Raw genomic sequence first — 14,920 nt, 5'->3', positions numbered from 1 at the left:
GCGTGGGGCTGGTGGGCTGCTCGGGCAGTGGGGACGTGGCTAGGCGTTGACGGACGGGGTCGGGCCGGCGCCGCGGGACGGCTCGTCCCCCGGCGCGGCGTCGGACGCCGGCTCGGGCGCGGCGTCAGATGCCGGCTCGGGCGCCGGCTCGGGCGCGGCGTCGGGCTCGGACGGCGGGAGGGCGGCATACGTCGTCGGGTCCGACGGCGCGATCGCGGCGGAGGCGTTGGCGGCGGGCAGCTCGATGGTGAACGTCGACCCGCGGCCGGGCTCGGACCACACCGACACGTTGCCGCCGTGGTTGTCGGCGACGTGCTTGACGATGGCGAGACCGAGCCCGGTGCCGCCGGTGGCGCGCGACCGGGCCGTGTCGACGCGGTAGAAGCGCTCGAAGATGCGCTCCTGCTCGTCCGGCGCGATGCCGAGGCCCTGGTCGGTGACGGAGACGTCGATGACGCCGGGACGACCGCGACGCACCATGATGCCGACCCGGGTGCCGGTGTCGGAGTAGGCGATGGCGTTGCCGACGAGGTTGCTGATCGCGGTGGTCACGAGCTCGGCGTCGCCCCAGACCTCGCAGCCCTCGTCGATGGCCGTCACGAGCTCGATGCGGTGCTCGTCGGCGATGAGGCGGCTGCGGTCGGCGGCGTCGCGCGCGCACGCGCCGACGTCGATGAGCGTCGGGTCCTTGATGACGTCGGCACCCTGGAGGCGTGAGAGCTCGACGATCTCCTTGACGAGGCGGGTCAGCCGCTCGGACTCGACGCTGATCCGCTTGGCGAACCGCGCGACCGCCTCGGGGTCGTCGTGCGCGTCGAGCACGGCCTCGGCGAGCAGCGAGATGCCGCCGACCGGGGTCTTGAGCTCGTGGCTGACGTTGGCGAGGAAGTCGCGGCGGATCTCCTCGACCCGGGCCGCCTTGGAGCGGTCCTCGACGAGGAGGAGCACGTGGTCGGCCCCGAGGGGCGCGACGCGGGCCGCGACGACGAGGCGGCCGTCGCCGATGCCCTTCTGCAGGGTCAGCTCGGCCTCGCGGATGACACCGTCGCGACGCACGGCGCGGGCCAGGTGGAGCAGTTCCGGGTGGACGAGCTCCTGCCCGCGCACGAGCCCCTGGGCGACGGCGGCGGGCGAGTTGTTGACGACCCGGTCCGACGAGTCGACGAGGATGCCGCTCGAGCGCAGCACCGCGATGACCTCACCGACGCCGGGCGGCAGGGGCGGGGCGGGCGGCGGGGGCATCTCGGCCGCCGTCGAGCGGTCCGACAGGCGCACGGCGACCATCGCCAGGCCGCCCAGGGCGAGGCCGGCGATTCCACCGAGCGTTGCCGCTGTCGTCGGGTCCACGACACTCAGCGTACGCATCGCCGCAGCAGACTCGGACCACGCGGGACAGGCTCGTGCGGAGCGCGAACCCACTGTTCACCTTGGCGTCCCCACCCATTCACGCAGCCCTGCCAACCTCTGCACCAGCGGGGAGGTGCCACCCCGTCGGTATGCCGTCCCGCGCGCGTCGCGAGTGGCAGGCTGGCTCCCGAGACGGCGCCGCCGCACGACACCCCGCGGACACGACGACGCACCCTGCACGACAATGCACGACCAGGCACGACCAGGCACGACCACGCACGACCGGCAACTGACAGGAAGACCATGCGCGACCAGTTCCACGAGGACCTCGACACGATCTCGGACCAGCTCGTCGAGATGACCCGGCTCGCGGGGTCGGCCATCTCCCGCGCCACGACCGCGCTGCTCGACGCCGACGTCCACCTCGCGGAGTCGGTCATCGAGGCCGACCGCAAGCTCGACGACATCCGCGTCGAGCTCGACGAGCTGTCGATCGACCTGCTCGCCCGCCAGCAGCCCGTGGCCACCGACCTGCGCATCGTCGTGACGGCGATGCACATGAGCTCCGACCTCGAGCGGATGGGCGACCTCGCCCGTCACGTCGCCAAGGTCGCCCGCCTGCGCACGCCCGACTCGGCGGTCCCGCCGGAGCTGCGCTCGCACATCCTGCAGATGGGCCAGGTCGCGGAGTCGATCGTCGCCAAGTGCGGGTCGATCATCGCGAGCAAGGACGTCGCGGCGGCCATCGCGCTCGAGAAGGACGACGACGCGATGGACGACCTCCACCGCGAGCTGTTCGCCGCCCTGCTCGACGAGAACACGTCGTGGTCGCGCAGCTCGATCCTCGACCTGACGCTCGTCGGCCGCTACTACGAGCGCTTCGCCGACCACGCCGTCTCGGTCGCACGCCGCGTCATCTACCTCGTCACGGGTGAGTACGACTCCGAGGTCAGCTACGACCACGAGGACATCGAGGACGCCGACGTGTTCGAGGCCATCGAGCACGACGCCTGACCGAGCCCCAAGGCAAGCGCGTGGAGGGTTGACGTTGCCCCGGCGACGTCAACCCTCCACGCGCGTCTGCGTGCGCCGGAAGCTGGGGACAACCACGGCGGGCGGGCCCCGCCGGCGGCGAGCATGTGCGTCATGCAGCGCACCGTCGCCGCCCACGCCGCGGCCCAGCTGGGTCTCGTCACCCGCGCCCAGGCCCTCGGGGCGGGCCTCAGCGAAGCAGCGGTCCGGTGGCGGGTCGAGTCCGGACGCTGGGTCGCCGTGCAGCGCGGCGTCTACTCCACGACGCCGGGCCGCGAGGACTGGGAGTCGCGGGCCCTTGCCGCCCTGCTGAGGATCGGCATCCCCGCGGCGCTGTGCGGGCCGAGCGCCGGTTTCCTCTGGGGACTCGTGCCCCATCCGGGACCGGACATCCACGTCGTCGTCCCTGTCGACCGACGGCCGGAAGCCACTGCGGGAGTCATGGTCACCCGGAGCCGGTACGCCTACCAACGCACCGACGAGCGTGCGTGGCCCCATCGCATCAGCCTCGACCACACGGTGTTCGACCTGGCCGCCGGTCAGCCCGTGGACCGCGCCGTCGGCATCGTCGCCAAGGCCGTCCAGACGCGCCGCACGACCCCGCGCAACCTCCGGTACGCGCTGGGGCAGCGGCCCGGCCAGGCGCACCGGACCCTGTTGCTCGAGGTCCTGGGCGACGTCGAGGGCGGGGCCGAGAGCCCCGCCGAACGTCGCTACACCCGCGACGTGGAGCAGGCGCACGGACTCCCGCCTGCGCACCGACAGGCCGCCGGTCGCGGAGACACCCGGTGCGACAACGACTACGAGCCGCTTCGCGTCAAGGTCGAGGTGGACGGCCGACTCGGTCACGCCGGCTGGGCGAACCAGCAGCGGGACGGCCGGCGGGACCGACGCAACGCCGCCGACGACTGGCTGACGGCTCGGGTCTACTGGACCGACGTCGCGGTGACGCCGTGCGAGACGGCACTCGAGCTCGAGGCGATCTTCCGCAGCCGTGGCTGGTCCGGACGAGCGCGTCCGTGCCGCCGTCGGGACTGCGCGGTCCGCCGACGCGTGGAGGGTTGACGTCGCTGGAGCAGCGTCAACCCTCCACGCAGGCACGTGCGGGCGGTCAGCGGCCCTGGTTGGCGACCGCCTCGGCGGCGGCGCGAGCGGCCTCGGGGTCGAGGTAGCGCCCACCCGGCGTGACGGGACGGAACGACTCGTCGAGCTCGTAGACGAGCGGCATGCCGGTCGGGATGTTGAGGGCGGCGATGTCGTCGTCGGAGATGCCGTCGAGGGTCTTGACGAGAGCGCGCAGCGAGTTGCCGTGGGCGGCGACCATGACCGTCAGGCCGTCGGCGAGGTCGGTCTGGATCTCGTTCTCCCAGTAGGGCATCAGACGCGTCACGACGTCCTTGAGGCACTCGGTCGCGGGCATCGCGGCGCCGAGGCCGGCGTAGCGCGCGTCACCGTGCTGCGAGAACTCGTCGTCCTCGGCGATGGGGGGCGGCGGCACGTCGTAGGAGCGGCGCCACTCCATGAACTTCTCCTCGCCGAACTCCTCGAGGGTCTGCTTCTTGTTCTTGCCCTGCAGCGCGCCGTAGTGACGCTCGTTGAGGCGCCAGTCGCGCTTGACGGGGATCCAGTGACGGTCGGCGGCGTCGAGCGAGAGGTTGGCGGTGGTGATGGCCCGGCGCAGCAGCGAGGTGTGCACGATGTCCGGGAGGATGCCGGCGGCCTTGAGCTGCTCGCCGGCGCGCACGCCCTCGGCGCGGCCCTGGTCGGTGAGGTCGACGTCGACCCAGCCGGTGAAGAGGTTCTTGGCGTTCCAGTCGCTTTCGCCGTGACGGACGAGGACGAGCGTGTAGGTCATGCGGGCCAGCCTAGCGACGGCCGATCACGCGTCCGAGCCGTCGTCCAGCAGGTGACGGAAGGCGTCGAGGTTGCGCGTCGACTCGCCGCGCGAGACCCGCCAGGCCCACTCCTTGCGCATCGAGCCGAGGAAGCCGAGGGCGAGCAGCTCGTTGAAGACGTCATCGCTCGCCGACAGGACGATCCCGAAGAGCTGGTCGAGGTGCTCGGGCTCGACGGCGACGGTCGGCACCTCGCCACGGAGGTAGACGTCGCCGTCGGTGTCGATGGCGTAGGCCACGCCCTGCAGGCGCAGGTTCTTGCGCAGCAGCGTGCGGTAGAACGCCTCGTGGTTCTCGTCCGGGTTGCGGATGACGAAGGCGCTCAGGCTCGTCGTCCGGTCGCGCACGAGCACGGACACGACCGTCTTGAGCTTCTTCTCGCCGGGCAGGGTGACGACGTACTCCCCCGGGCGCCCGCCGAGCTCCCACTCGAGACCGACAGAGCCGAGGTATGCCGTCAGGCGGGCTTCGGCGGCCGCGCCCGCCGAGGCGTCGGCGGGGATCTCCTGCGGCTCCGCGCTCACGGGATCACCGCCGTCGGGACGCCGACGAGGCTCTGGCCCTCGTCGATGGGCGACTCGTTGCCGCCGTCGGCCCGCTCGCGGATCGCCTGCCGGTAGACCTCGAGGAGCCGGTCGGTCGTCGCGCCCCAGCCGAACTGCGCCGCGTGCGCGACGGCCGCGGAGCCCAGCGCGAGGCGGCGGGCGTCGTCGCGCAGCAGGGACTCGACGGCGTCGGTCCAGTCGGGGGTCGCGTGGCCGTCGACGAGGACGCCGGCGTCCCCGACGGCGGTCGGGAGTCCGCCGACGTGCGCGGCGACGACCGGGGTCCCGCAGGCCTGGGCCTCGATGGCCACGAGCCCGAAGGACTCGGAGTGGCTCGGGACGAGGACGAGGTCGGCGGCTCGGTACCACTGGGCCAGCACCGGGCGGTCGACCGGTGGCACGAAGCGGACGACGTCGTCGATGCCGAGCGTCCGGGCGAGCTCCTCGAGCTCGTGCGGCCGGGTGAGGCCGCTGCCGCTGGGGCCGCCGAGGACGGCGACGGTCAGACGCTCACGGCGCGACGGGTCCCGCCGGAGCAGCTCACCCGCGACCCTGAGCAGCAGGTCGGGCGCCTTGAGCGGCTGGATGCGCCCCACGAAGAGGAGCAGCTGCCCCTCGACGGGCAGCCCGAGCGAGCGGCGCGCCGAGCCACGGTCCCCCGGGGTGAAGGTCGAGAGGTCGACGCCCGGGGGGACGACGGACACCTTGGCCGGCGGGGCGGCATACAGCTCGATGAGCTCGCGGGCCTCGTCGTCGGTGTTGGCGATGAGGCGGTCGGCCGCCTCGACGACCTGGACCTCACCGATCTCGCGTCCGCGTGGCTCGGGTGGGTCACCCTCGGCGAGGTGGAGGTTCTTGACGCGCGCCATCGTGTGCATCGTGTGCACGAGCGCCACGCGCCAGCGGTCGGCCGCGAGCCAGCCCACCTGGCCCGAGAGCCAGTAGTGCGAGTGGACGAGGTCGTAGTGGTCCTCGGGCACCGAGAGCCCCGCCTGCATGATGCCCGCGGAGAAGGCGCACAGCTGGCCGGGCAGGTCCTCCTTGGCGAGTCCCTCGTAGGGGCCGGCGGTCACGTGCCGCACGCGGACGCCCGGCACGAGGTCGGCCTCGACCGGCGTCGCGCCCGTGGTGCGGCGGGTGAAGATGTCGACCTCGATGCCGCGTGCGGCGAGCTCCTTCGCGGTCTCGGCGACGTAGACGTTGAGCCCGCCCGCGTCGCCGGTGCCCGGCTGCTCCAGGGGCGAGGTGTGGACGCTGATCATCGCCACCCGTCTCGGATCGGCCGCCATCGGCATCCCTTCGTCCTGCGCGCTGCTCGTCGTCACGCTCTTCCTCGACTCAACCACACGCGCGATTCGATGTATTCCGCGGTCGCCCGTGACCGGCGAACACCGCGAGCCGGGGTCGAGGGGCGCTGGCTAGGCTGCGGAGGTGCCCCCACGCCAGCGCCCCGTCGGCCCCGTCGGCACCGTGACACGTGGGACGACGAACCCGAACCGGCTGCGACGCTGCGACCGCTGGATCGCCGGGCCCCAGGCGTGGCGCCTCCGGCGCAGTCGGACGCCCCCGGTCGTCGTCGACCTCGGCTACGGCGCCTCACCCATCACGGCGGTCGAACTGCACGACCGGCTCCGGAGGGTGCGCCCCGACGTCCGGGTCGTCGGCATCGAGATCGAGCCCGACCGGGTCGCCGCCGGCAAGCCCCTCGAGCGCGACGGCCTGACCTTCCGCCTCGGCGGCTTCGAGGTGCCGCTCGACGACGGCGAGCGCCCCACCGTCGTGCGCGCCTTCAACGTGCTGCGCCAGTATGCCGAGGACGAGGTGCCGGCCGCCTGGGCCCTCGTGCGGGAGCGCCTCGCCCCGGACGGGCTCCTCGTCGACGGCACGTGCGACGAGATCGGCCGGCGCGCGTCGTGGGTGGCGGTCGACGAGACCGGCCCCGTCAGCCTGACGATCTCGCTGCGGATGGGCGGCCTCGAGCGTCCGTCCGACATCGCGGAGCGACTGCCCAAGTCGCTCATCCACCGCAACGTGCCGGGCGAGCCCGTCCACGCGTTCCTCGGTGACCTCGACCGGGCGTGGGCCCGCAGCGCCCCCCAGTCGTCCTGGGGCGCGCGACAGCGCTTCCTCGCCGCCGTGGCGGAGGTCCGCGAGAGCTGGCCCCTGCTCGACGGACCCGCGCGCTGGCGGCTCGGCGAGCTCACCGTCGACTGGGCCGCGGTGGCTCCCCAGGCCCGCTGAGGAGTGCTCGGGAGGTTTGCGCCCCTTTGTCCGGACCACCTCCCGCCCCACATTTCTCACAGGAAGCACCGGTCACCGACGGGCACGGGTCGGCGTAGCATCGGCACCATGTCGCACGGCGGCATGACCGCGTGGGGGCGAGGTCATGCAGTGAGTTTCTACACGCTCGACAGTGAGGGTTTCGGCGCCGTCGCGCGATTCGTCGCGGACGGGTGGGACCAGGACGAGTGCGTCGTCGTCGTGGCCACGGGCCCGCACCGCGCAGCCGTGGAGACCCGTCTCGTGGAGCTCGGGCACGACCCCGCGGCGCGGTCGCGCGCCGGTCGCTACCTCACCCTGGACGCCGAGGAGACCCTCGCGGAGCTGGTCGTCGACGGCCGGCTGGAGGTGGACCTCTTCCTGCGCCGGGTCGGCGACGTGGTCACCGAGGCCTCCGCCGCAGGACGGCCGATCCGTGCCTTCGGCGAGATGGTCGCCCTGCTCTGGCAGCGCGGTCAGATCGAGGTGGCGATCGAGCTCGAGCTGCTCTGGAACCAGCTCCTGAGCGAGTACGACTTCTCCCTGCTCTGCGCCTACCCCACGGGCGTCTTCGATCACACCGAGCTCGTCGACGTCCGCCGGGTCTGCGACCTGCACACCGACCTCATGCCCGTCGCCGGGCTCTCCTCGACGGAGGGAGCCCGCCTCGCGGACGGCCACGCCTGCTCGCGCGTCTTCCTGCCGACGGCCGAGTCGGTGCCCGCGGCCCGCCACTTCGTCGTCGACGTCCTCAGGGCGTGGGGCCACGACGACCTCACGGCCGACGCCGCCCTCATCGTCTCCGAGCTTGCGACCAACGCCCTGACCCACGCGGCCTCCCCGTTCCGCGCGGTCGTCGACCGGCGCCGCGGCGGGCTGCGCATCGGCGTCGAGGACGCCGCCCGCACCCCGTTCGAACGTCGCGCCGCCCAGGCCGACGACGTCAGCGGTCGCGGCGTCGACATCGTCGCGGCGCTGTCCGAGCGATGGGGCTACAGCCCCGTCCCGGGCGGCAAGGTCGTGTGGGCCGAGCTGCTCGACCCGAGCCGGTCACGCGCCGGCTGAGCCCGCCGCGCCGCGTCGCCCGGGTCTGCCGACCGTCTCCGGACAGAGGTATGCCGCCGGGCCGGGCCCGGCGGCATACGTTCGTTCGTGTGTTGTGCTGCGCGTCCTCAGCGGACGTAGTCGTCCTCGAGGCGCTCGATGTCCGACTCGTCGAAGTGGCCGAAGCCGACCTCGAGCAGGCGACCGGGGTGCTCGCCGGAGTTGCCCATGCGGTGGATCGAGTTGCGCGGGACCCAGACCGTCTCACCCGGCTGGGCGCTCCACGTCCGGTCACCCACGGTGACGTCGATCGGCACGTCGAGGACCTGCCACATCTCACCGCGGTGGTCGTGACGCTGGAGGGAGAGCCGGTGACCGGGCTGCACCGTGATGATCTTGACGGTGACCTGCTCGTTGGAGACGAACTGCTGGAACTCGCCCCACGGCCGCTCGGCGACGAAGATGTCCTCGGTCGGGTTGCGGTTGCCCAGGTCGTACTCGTCCGCGGTGTGACGCGGCGACGAGACGTGCTGGTGCTGGTGGGCGTCGAGCTCGTGGTCGACGACGGCAGCAGCAGGCTGCTGGTCGGACATGGTTCTCCTATCGGTTGTGAGTGCACCAGTGTGCCGTACGCGGCGGGCCCGGTGTCCCGAGCGGGCGCGTGAGGGTCACCACCCGGTGTCGGAGCGCCCCCCGATGCCCCTGACCTGCCGCAGGGCCGGGCGCACGTCGGCGAGGTAGACGGCGGCACCCACGAACGCGAGCAGACCGAAGAGGCTGAGCGGGTTGAAGAGCGTGACGAAGCCGATCGCGAGGGCGACCCCGAGCAGCACGAGCCAGAAGGTCCGCGTGCGCTTGCCCGCGGCGACGTAGGCGTTCTCGGGGTGGCGCAGCGCGTCGACGAACGCGAAGACCTCGCACCCGAGCGCGACGACGCCGAGCACGAGGAGGATGACGCTCTGGAATCCCGAGTACAGCTGCATGGAGGAAGCGTAACCCGGCGCCGGGCGCCCGAACCCTCCCAGCCGGCTCCCAGACACCCGCGCGGTGGAGGGCCAGGTGGGGTCGGTCAGGGTCGGTCAGGCTCGGTCAGGCGTCGACGACGAGCGTGAAAGGGCCGTCGTTGACGAGCGACACCTGCATCATCGCGCCGAAGCGGCCCGTCTCGACCTCGATCCCCCGCCCCCGCAGAGCCGTCACGAGGTCGTCCACGAGCGGCTCGGCGACCGGTCCCGGGGCTGCCGCGCTCCACGAGGGGCGACGCCCCTTGCGGGTGTCGGCGTGCAGGGTGAACTGGCTGACGACGAGCACCGGCGCCCCGGCATCGGTGAGACTCTGCTCGTCGCGCAGGATCCGCAGCTCGGCGATCTTGCGGGCCATCCGCTCGACCTGCTCGGGCCCGTCGTCGTGGGTGACGCCGACGAGGGCCAGCAGACCGGGTCGGTCGATGGCACCGACGACCTCGCCGTCGACCTCGACCCGCGCGCTCGTGACGCGCTGGAGCACCGCCCTCACGTCGACACCACCGCTCCCATCCGAGACGGCTCAGACCCCGACGGCGACGACGGAGCCGACGGGCTGGCCGTGGCCGAGCACGGGCTGGTGCTCGAGCACGGCGAGGACGTCGTCGCTGCCGACGCCGATCCGCCGCATCACGGCGGCGAGCAGCACGCTCCGGGCGCGTGAGGAGCCGTCGGCGACCTTGACGGCGATGCCGCGACCGTCGGGCAGACCCACGGCGTAGACGGCCTCGGCGCCGTCCTTGGCGATGAGACCCTCGACCCCGCGGATCAGGGCGGTGACGTCGCGGTGCGTGCCGCCGAGGAACTCCGGGAAGTCACGGACGGCCCTGACGATCCTGGCCTCCGGGCCATCCGTCGCCGCGGCGAGACGGCCGAACGACCGGGCGAGGGCGCGGAGGGGGACGGCGTGGATCGGCGCGCCGCACCCGTCGACGGCGACGGCACTCGGCTCGGCTCCGGTCAGCTCCCGCACGGTCTCCGCCACGGCGACCTGCAGCGGGTGCCCGGGGTCGCGGTAGGACGTGAGGTCCCAGTCGTTGACGACGCACGTCGCGAGCATCGAGGCGTGCTTGCCCGAGCAGTTCTGCGCGATCGACTGCCGCGGCAGGCCGCTCGCGATCCACCCGATGCGGGCGGACTCGTCGTAGGGGTAGTCGGGGGTGTTCTGCAGGTCGGCCTCGCTCAGGCCGGCGCCGGCGAGGATCTCGCGGGCGGCGTCCACGTGGAAGCCCTCGCCGGAGTGGCTGGCGCACGCGAGCGACAGGAGCCGGCCGTCGGTCGCGAGGCCGCTGCGGACCATCGCGAGCGCCTGCAGGGGCTTGCTCGAGCTGCGGGGGAAGACCGCGCCGCTCGAGTCCCCGATCTCGAGCTCGACCGAGCCGTCGGGGGCCGTGACGACGGCCGTGCCGTGGTGCACCGACTCGACGAACCCGTCCCGCACGACGTGCGCGACGATCGGGGCGTCGGCGAGCGCCGCGCTGACGTGGGTGGTGGACGAGGCGAGGAGAGCGGACACGTCCCGCAGTATGCCGGAGCGACGCAGCAGGGCCGCCACCCCGGGTGGGGGGTGACGGCCCTGTCGTGCCCGTGTCGCCGGTGGACCCGGCTCGAGGGCGCGACCGGTCAGGCGCTGGGAGCCGTGGTCGACGTCGTGCTCGTGGCGGCCGAGGCCTTCGTGGCCGTCTTCTTGGCCGTCTTCTTGGCCGGCGTGGCCTTCTTCGCGGCGGTCTTCGTCGCGGTCTTGGTCGCGGCCGCGGTCTTGGCGGCGGCCTTGGTGGCCGTCTTCCTGGCCGCCTTCTTGGCCGGGGCGGTCTTGCGGGCCACCGTGGCCTGCGGGTCGTCGGTCGTGGCCGAGCTGCGGGCGGCGACCTTGCGGGTCGTCGTGCCCTCGACCTCGTTGGCCTTGCGCGTGGCGGCCGACTTCTGGGCGGCCGACCTGCGGATCGCCGTCTGGTGCGCGGCGGTGCGCTTGGCCGGGACCGGCGCGGCAGCCGACTCGACGGCGTCGACGGAGGCGGAGACCTGCGACCCGACCTTCGAGGCGTCCTTGACGACGGCGCCCTTGATGGTCTTGGCGACCTTCTCGCCCTCGCTCACGGCGGTCTCGGCGACCCGGCGACCACGGGTCACCGTGGCGGTGCCGCGCTCGGCGAGGTCGAACGCCGTGCGCTCACCCTGGGCGCGGAGGTCGGTGACGACCTTCTCGCCGCGGGCGGCGGCCGCGTCGTACTGGTCCTTGGCGTTGCTCGCGATGACGAGACCCTCGTTGAGGACGCGGGCCGGGAGGTCCTGGGCCCGCGTGACGAAACGCTCGGCATACGTCGTCGCGAGCTTCTGGAGCTCGGTGGTGCGGCCCTGGAGGTCGACGATGCGCTTCTGCAGGTCCTTCTGCATCTGGTCGGCCTCCTTCTTGGCACCCTTGCGCAGGTCGACGGACTTGGCCTGCTTGCGCGCGACCTCGAGCTGCTCGCCCGCGGTGCGGACCGTGTCGATCGCGATGTTCGCGGCGCCGACGACGGCGTAGAACGGCGTCGGGTCGACCTTGGCCTCGGGCATGCGGCCCTCGACCTGGACCAGCTGGCCCCGCACGTCGGCGACGGCGGCCTCGGCCTGCTTCTGGGCGTCCTTGACGGCCTTGGTGATCTTCTTGCTGAGTGCCATCTCAGTTCTCCTTCTCGTTGAGCTCGGGGGTCGCGGCAGCGGTCGTGCTGCGCGACGGGCGCCGGCGTGGTGCTGCGGCCGGCGTACGCGGTGGGCTGGGTGGGCTGGGTGGGCTGGGTGGGCGCCGTGTGGTCTCGGGTGTCGTCTCGTCGTCGCCGACGAACGACACGTAGATGTCGACGAGCACCGCGCGCTGCCGGTCGGTGAGGACCGGGTCGGCGGCGATGGCGGAGAGGACGTCGGGCCCGGCGGCAGGGTCGCCGTCGGCGACCCGCTCGTCGAGGATGCCGGCCCGGACGTAGAGCGACTCGGCGGAGACCTGCAGCCCCTTGGCGATCTGCTGCAGGATCTCGGCGCTCGGGCGCTTGAGCCCGCGCTCGATCTGCGACAGGTAGGGGTTGGAGACTCCGGCCATCTCGGCGAGCTGCCGCAGCGACAGCTGGGCGCTCTCGCGCTGCTCGCGCAAGTAGGCCCCGAGGTCGGGAAGCGGAAGCTTGCTCATGCCTCCATTGTGCTAACTACAGCAAGCAGAATGCAAACTCTGGGCAGCGTGAGACCGCCCACACCGGTCTGGGGACGCACGAAAGCGCCCACCCGACCTGTCCGGTCGAGTGGGCACATGCCCGCGCGGTGCGGCGTCAGCGGGTGCGGCGGTCCTTGACCGACAGGGCCTCGCGGGCCTCGGCGGTCGTCATCGGAGGGCGCTGCATGACCGTGGCGATCTCGGCGGCCCGGGCCACGAGCTCGCTGTTGTGCGCGACCGGGCGACCCTTGGCATACATGAGGTTGTCCTCCATGCCGACGCGCAGGTGACCGCCGGCCGACAGGGCGGCAGCGACGATCGGCAGGTGCGCGCGACCGATGCCGGTGGCCGACCAGCTCGTCACCTCGGGCGGGAGCATCGCGACGCCGGCGAGCAGCGCCTGCGGGGTGCCCGGCATCGACCCCGGCACCCCGGTGACGAAGTCGACGTGGACCTTGCCGCCGTAGGGCAGGCCGCACTCGTCGATGAGCCGGCGCAGCGCGTGCACGTGGCCGAGCTCGAAGAGCTCGAACTCCGGCACGATCTCGCGCTCCTGGGCCTGGCGGTAGAGGTCGACCATGAAGCCCCAGGGATTGAGGAAGACGCCGTCGCCGAAGTTCGTCGTGCCGCACGTCAGGGAGCACGAGTCGGGGTCGGCGTCGAGGACGGTGAGGCGCTTCTCGAGCGGGTCGGTGATGGAGCCGCCGGTCGAGAGCTGGACGATGAGGTCGGTGGCCTCGCGGACGCCGTCGACGGCCTCCTTGAGGAAGGCCGGCTCGAGCGTCGGCTGGTGCTCACGGTCGCGAACGTGGATGTGGATGAGCGCCGCACCCGCGCGCTCGCAGGCGACGGCGGTCTCGACGAGCTCCTCCGGCGTCGTGGGCAAGGCGGCGACGTCCGCCTTCGCGGTCTCGGCGCCGGTGGGCGCGACGGTGATCAGGGTGCTCGCGGCGGTGCGTGCGGTGCTCATGCCGCACATCCTGCCAGCGCCGGCTGGGGCGTCGGTCAGGGGGCGACGATCGTCGTCTGCGCGGCCGAGAGGTCGTCGACGAGGAGCTCGAGGGTCGGGTCGGTGTTGCGCTTGATGACGGCGAGCGCGATGGGCCCGTCGACGTGGTGGCGCCCCACGGAGGTGACGCGGCCGATGACGCGGTCACCCGCCCGGACCTCGCTCCCCTGCGCCGGCAGGACGTGGCCCGAGCCGTCGAGGTGGAGGAAGACGAGGCGGCGCGGCGGACGGCCGAGGTTGTGCACGCGCGCCACGGTCTCCTGGCCGCGGTAGCAGCCCTTCTGCAGGTGCACCGCGGTGCGCAGCCAGTCGAGCTCGTGGACGATCGTGCGGTGGTCGGTCTCGAGGCCGAGACGCGGACGCCAGGCAGCGATGCGGAGAGCCTCGGCGGCCCAGAGGCCAGCGAGCGGCCGATCCCCTACGGCCGCAACGAGATCGGCGCGCGGGACGAGCACCTCGCGCCAGGCGCGCTCGGTGCCGGGGTGGTCGTCGACCGGGCCGTATGCCGTCGTGTCGCCGACGAGGTCGGGCCACGGGTCGCGCCAGGCGAGGGGCTCGCCGTCGACGGACTCGCTGGCGTGCGGCTCACCGAGGACGGCCCAGTCGTCGGTGACGAGGGCGACCTCGACGCGCAGCATGAAGCGCATCTTGTCGAGCCACTCGACGAGGGCCGGACCGGCGCCGGGCTCGGTCGTGATCCACGTCGTCGAGCCGTCGTCGACGATGTGGAGCGAGTGCTCGACGTGGCCCTTGGGACTGAGGATGAGTGCCTCGCGCGACTGGCGCGGCTCGAGTCCGAGGAGGTGCTGGGTGGTCAGCGAGTGGAGCCAGCTGACCCGATCCTGACCGCTGACGGTGACGACGTCGCGGTGCGAGAGGTCGACGACCGCGAGACCCTCCTCGAGGAGGCGCTGCTCGCGCATGGGATCGCCGTGGTGCAGGGCGACACCGGCTTCGAGGCCCTCGCCCGCCACGGCACCCGGTCGCGACAACAGGGGGCTCCTCGTCGTCGGTCGGGTCGGCAGCTCCAGGTCGCTCATGCCCGGTGGAACGCTCGCGGCGTCCACCTCATTCCACGCGCTTGAGGGTGGCGGACACGTGGCTCTGGAGCTCCTGGCCCACGGCGGCCATGTCCATGACCCACAGCAGGTTCGACTCGACGAGGCCGTACATCCGCGTGGCGGCGTTGTACTCCTTCGCCCCGGGCGCGCGGAGGACGCCGTCGGTCTTGAGCTGGATCTTGGCGGGCTCGATCTTGCCGTAGTAGAGCTCGAGGATTCCGGTGGGATGCGCGAGGAGCAGCTCGACCTCGCCGTTCTCGAGCGGGCGCCAGAAGCCGGACTCGACGGCTGCCGGGCGCACCTTGGCGCCGTTCTCGGAGTCGAGGATCCAGGCACGGCTCTCCCACTTGAGGAAGCCGCGCCCGTCGTGCGTCACCTCGACCTCCTGACCGAAGTGCGCGGACTCGATCGTCGGGTAGCCGACGACGCCCGCGCCCTCCCAGCGTCCGATGAGCCACGCGAGGGGTCGCAGCGGCTCCGGGATGTCCTGGTCGAGGTTGAACATGCGCCCGATCGTAGCCT

17 protein-coding genes are annotated in these 14,920 nt (G+C 72.6%); 4 read left to right on the top strand and 13 right to left on the bottom strand.

The window, feature by feature from the left end:
- Positions 1 to 39 precede the first annotated feature (39 nt).
- Complete coding sequence (locus ACSQ2D_RS04165; RefSeq protein WP_435984757.1) at positions 40 to 1,347, bottom strand: sensor histidine kinase; 1,308 nt, start codon at positions 1,345 to 1,347, stop codon at positions 40 to 42.
- 303 nt (positions 1,348 to 1,650) lie between these two features.
- Here ACSQ2D_RS04165 and phoU point away from each other — a divergent pair, with 303 nt between their 5' ends.
- A complete protein-coding gene (gene phoU, locus ACSQ2D_RS04160; RefSeq protein WP_435984756.1) occupies positions 1,651 to 2,361 on the top strand; it encodes a phosphate signaling complex protein PhoU in 711 nt (236 codons plus the stop codon).
- Between the two features lie 132 nt (positions 2,362 to 2,493).
- The gene (locus tag ACSQ2D_RS04155) at positions 2,494 to 3,444 is read left to right on the top strand and encodes a type IV toxin-antitoxin system AbiEi family antitoxin domain-containing protein (RefSeq protein ID WP_435984755.1); all 951 of its coding nucleotides are present in this window, start codon (positions 2,494 to 2,496) and stop codon (positions 3,442 to 3,444) included.
- A gap of 46 nt (positions 3,445 to 3,490) precedes the next feature.
- On the opposite strand, the gene ACSQ2D_RS04150 is transcribed toward ACSQ2D_RS04155, so the two are convergent.
- Genes ACSQ2D_RS04150 through mshA form a run of 3 tightly spaced genes read right to left on the bottom strand, consistent with a single transcriptional unit; the run spans position 3,491 to position 6,108 of the window.
- The gene (locus tag ACSQ2D_RS04150) at positions 3,491 to 4,234 is read right to left on the bottom strand and encodes a phosphoglyceromutase (RefSeq protein ID WP_435984754.1); all 744 of its coding nucleotides are present in this window, start codon (positions 4,232 to 4,234) and stop codon (positions 3,491 to 3,493) included.
- Positions 4,235 to 4,258: 24 nt separating this feature from the next.
- Positions 4,259 to 4,798, bottom strand: coding sequence for a YbjN domain-containing protein (locus ACSQ2D_RS04145; protein WP_435984753.1), 540 nt, complete (start codon positions 4,796 to 4,798; stop codon positions 4,259 to 4,261).
- Positions 4,795 to 6,108, bottom strand: a complete 1,314-nt coding sequence (gene mshA, locus ACSQ2D_RS04140) for a D-inositol-3-phosphate glycosyltransferase (protein ID WP_435987813.1) — start codon at positions 6,106 to 6,108, stop codon at positions 4,795 to 4,797. Before mshA ends, ACSQ2D_RS04145 begins: the two co-directional genes overlap by 4 nt.
- Positions 6,109 to 6,250: 142 nt before the next feature.
- On the opposite strand from mshA, the gene ACSQ2D_RS04135 reads away from it, so the two are divergent.
- Positions 6,251 to 7,060 carry a class I SAM-dependent methyltransferase gene (locus ACSQ2D_RS04135; RefSeq protein ID WP_435984752.1) on the top strand — a complete coding sequence of 270 codons (810 nt, stop codon included), beginning with the start codon at positions 6,251 to 6,253 and terminating at the stop codon, positions 7,058 to 7,060.
- Between the two features lie 150 nt (positions 7,061 to 7,210).
- Positions 7,211 to 8,143, top strand: a complete 933-nt coding sequence (locus ACSQ2D_RS04130) for an MEDS domain-containing protein (RefSeq protein ID WP_435984751.1) — start codon at positions 7,211 to 7,213, stop codon at positions 8,141 to 8,143.
- 107 nt (positions 8,144 to 8,250) lie between these two features.
- Here ACSQ2D_RS04130 and ACSQ2D_RS04125 read toward each other — a convergent pair whose 3' ends face one another.
- From ACSQ2D_RS04125 to ACSQ2D_RS04085, 9 genes are all read right to left on the bottom strand, one after another.
- Positions 8,251 to 8,715 carry a phosphomannose isomerase type II C-terminal cupin domain gene (locus ACSQ2D_RS04125; RefSeq protein WP_020145718.1) on the bottom strand — a complete coding sequence of 155 codons (465 nt, stop codon included), beginning with the start codon at positions 8,713 to 8,715 and terminating at the stop codon, positions 8,251 to 8,253.
- A gap of 75 nt (positions 8,716 to 8,790) precedes the next feature.
- Entirely contained in the window at positions 8,791 to 9,105 is a 315-nt protein-coding gene (locus ACSQ2D_RS04120; protein ID WP_435984750.1) for a DUF2516 family protein, read from the bottom strand.
- 106 nt (positions 9,106 to 9,211) lie between these two features.
- Positions 9,212 to 9,637, bottom strand: a complete 426-nt coding sequence (gene dtd / locus ACSQ2D_RS04115; protein WP_435984749.1) for a D-aminoacyl-tRNA deacylase — start codon at positions 9,635 to 9,637, stop codon at positions 9,212 to 9,214.
- A gap of 30 nt (positions 9,638 to 9,667) precedes the next feature.
- Positions 9,668 to 10,660 (bottom strand): asparaginase, encoded by a 993-nt coding sequence (locus tag ACSQ2D_RS04110; protein ID WP_435984748.1) that lies wholly within the window; start codon positions 10,658 to 10,660, stop codon positions 9,668 to 9,670.
- A 107-nt stretch (positions 10,661 to 10,767) separates the two neighbouring features.
- Positions 10,768 to 11,805 (bottom strand): hypothetical protein, encoded by a 1,038-nt coding sequence (locus ACSQ2D_RS04105; RefSeq protein ID WP_435984747.1) that lies wholly within the window; start codon positions 11,803 to 11,805, stop codon positions 10,768 to 10,770.
- A 1-nt stretch (position 11,806) separates the two neighbouring features.
- On the bottom strand, positions 11,807 to 12,307 hold the full coding sequence (locus tag ACSQ2D_RS04100; protein ID WP_435984746.1) for a helix-turn-helix domain-containing protein: 501 nt from the start codon (positions 12,305 to 12,307) through the stop codon (positions 11,807 to 11,809).
- 136 nt (positions 12,308 to 12,443) lie between these two features.
- Positions 12,444 to 13,298: a 3-keto-5-aminohexanoate cleavage protein gene (locus ACSQ2D_RS04095; protein WP_435984745.1), complete on the bottom strand. Its 855-nt coding sequence runs from the start codon at positions 13,296 to 13,298 to the stop codon at positions 12,444 to 12,446.
- Positions 13,299 to 13,333: 35 nt separating this feature from the next.
- On the bottom strand, positions 13,334 to 14,377 hold the full coding sequence (gene ygfZ / locus ACSQ2D_RS04090) for a CAF17-like 4Fe-4S cluster assembly/insertion protein YgfZ (RefSeq protein WP_435984744.1): 1,044 nt from the start codon (positions 14,375 to 14,377) through the stop codon (positions 13,334 to 13,336).
- A 28-nt stretch (positions 14,378 to 14,405) separates the two neighbouring features.
- Positions 14,406 to 14,903 carry an FABP family protein gene (locus tag ACSQ2D_RS04085; protein WP_030199640.1) on the bottom strand — a complete coding sequence of 166 codons (498 nt, stop codon included), beginning with the start codon at positions 14,901 to 14,903 and terminating at the stop codon, positions 14,406 to 14,408.
- Positions 14,904 to 14,920: the final 17 nt, after the last annotated feature.

The sequence above is a fragment of the Terrabacter sp. LjRoot27 genome, from assembly GCF_964254175.1.
GTDB lineage: Bacteria > Actinomycetota > Actinomycetes > Actinomycetales > Dermatophilaceae > Terrabacter.
The sequence above is the reverse complement of the archived record's forward strand: the minus strand, read 5'-3'. Positions and strand labels throughout refer to the sequence as shown.

Excerpts from the sequence above, each read along its gene's own strand:
- ACSQ2D_RS04105 (WP_435984747.1), bottom strand. The coding sequence starts at position 11,805 with ATGGCACTCAGCAAGAAGATCACCAAGGCCGTCAAGGACGCCCAGAAG.
- ACSQ2D_RS04095 (WP_435984745.1), bottom strand. The coding sequence starts at position 13,298 with ATGAGCACCGCACGCACCGCCGCGAGCACCCTGATCACCGTCGCGCCC.
- ACSQ2D_RS04100 (WP_435984746.1), bottom strand. The coding sequence starts at position 12,307 with ATGAGCAAGCTTCCGCTTCCCGACCTCGGGGCCTACTTGCGCGAGCAG.
- ACSQ2D_RS04120 (WP_435984750.1), bottom strand. The coding sequence starts at position 9,105 with ATGCAGCTGTACTCGGGATTCCAGAGCGTCATCCTCCTCGTGCTCGGC.
- phoU (WP_435984756.1), top strand. The coding sequence starts at position 1,651 with ATGCGCGACCAGTTCCACGAGGACCTCGACACGATCTCGGACCAGCTC.
- ACSQ2D_RS04085 (WP_030199640.1), bottom strand. The coding sequence starts at position 14,903 with ATGTTCAACCTCGACCAGGACATCCCGGAGCCGCTGCGACCCCTCGCG.
- ygfZ (WP_435984744.1), bottom strand. The coding sequence starts at position 14,377 with ATGAGCGACCTGGAGCTGCCGACCCGACCGACGACGAGGAGCCCCCTG.
- ACSQ2D_RS04155 (WP_435984755.1), top strand. The coding sequence starts at position 2,494 with ATGCAGCGCACCGTCGCCGCCCACGCCGCGGCCCAGCTGGGTCTCGTC.
- ACSQ2D_RS04150 (WP_435984754.1), bottom strand. The coding sequence starts at position 4,234 with ATGACCTACACGCTCGTCCTCGTCCGTCACGGCGAAAGCGACTGGAAC.
- mshA (WP_435987813.1), bottom strand. The coding sequence starts at position 6,108 with ATGGCGGCCGATCCGAGACGGGTGGCGATGATCAGCGTCCACACCTCG.
- ACSQ2D_RS04125 (WP_020145718.1), bottom strand. The coding sequence starts at position 8,715 with ATGTCCGACCAGCAGCCTGCTGCTGCCGTCGTCGACCACGAGCTCGAC.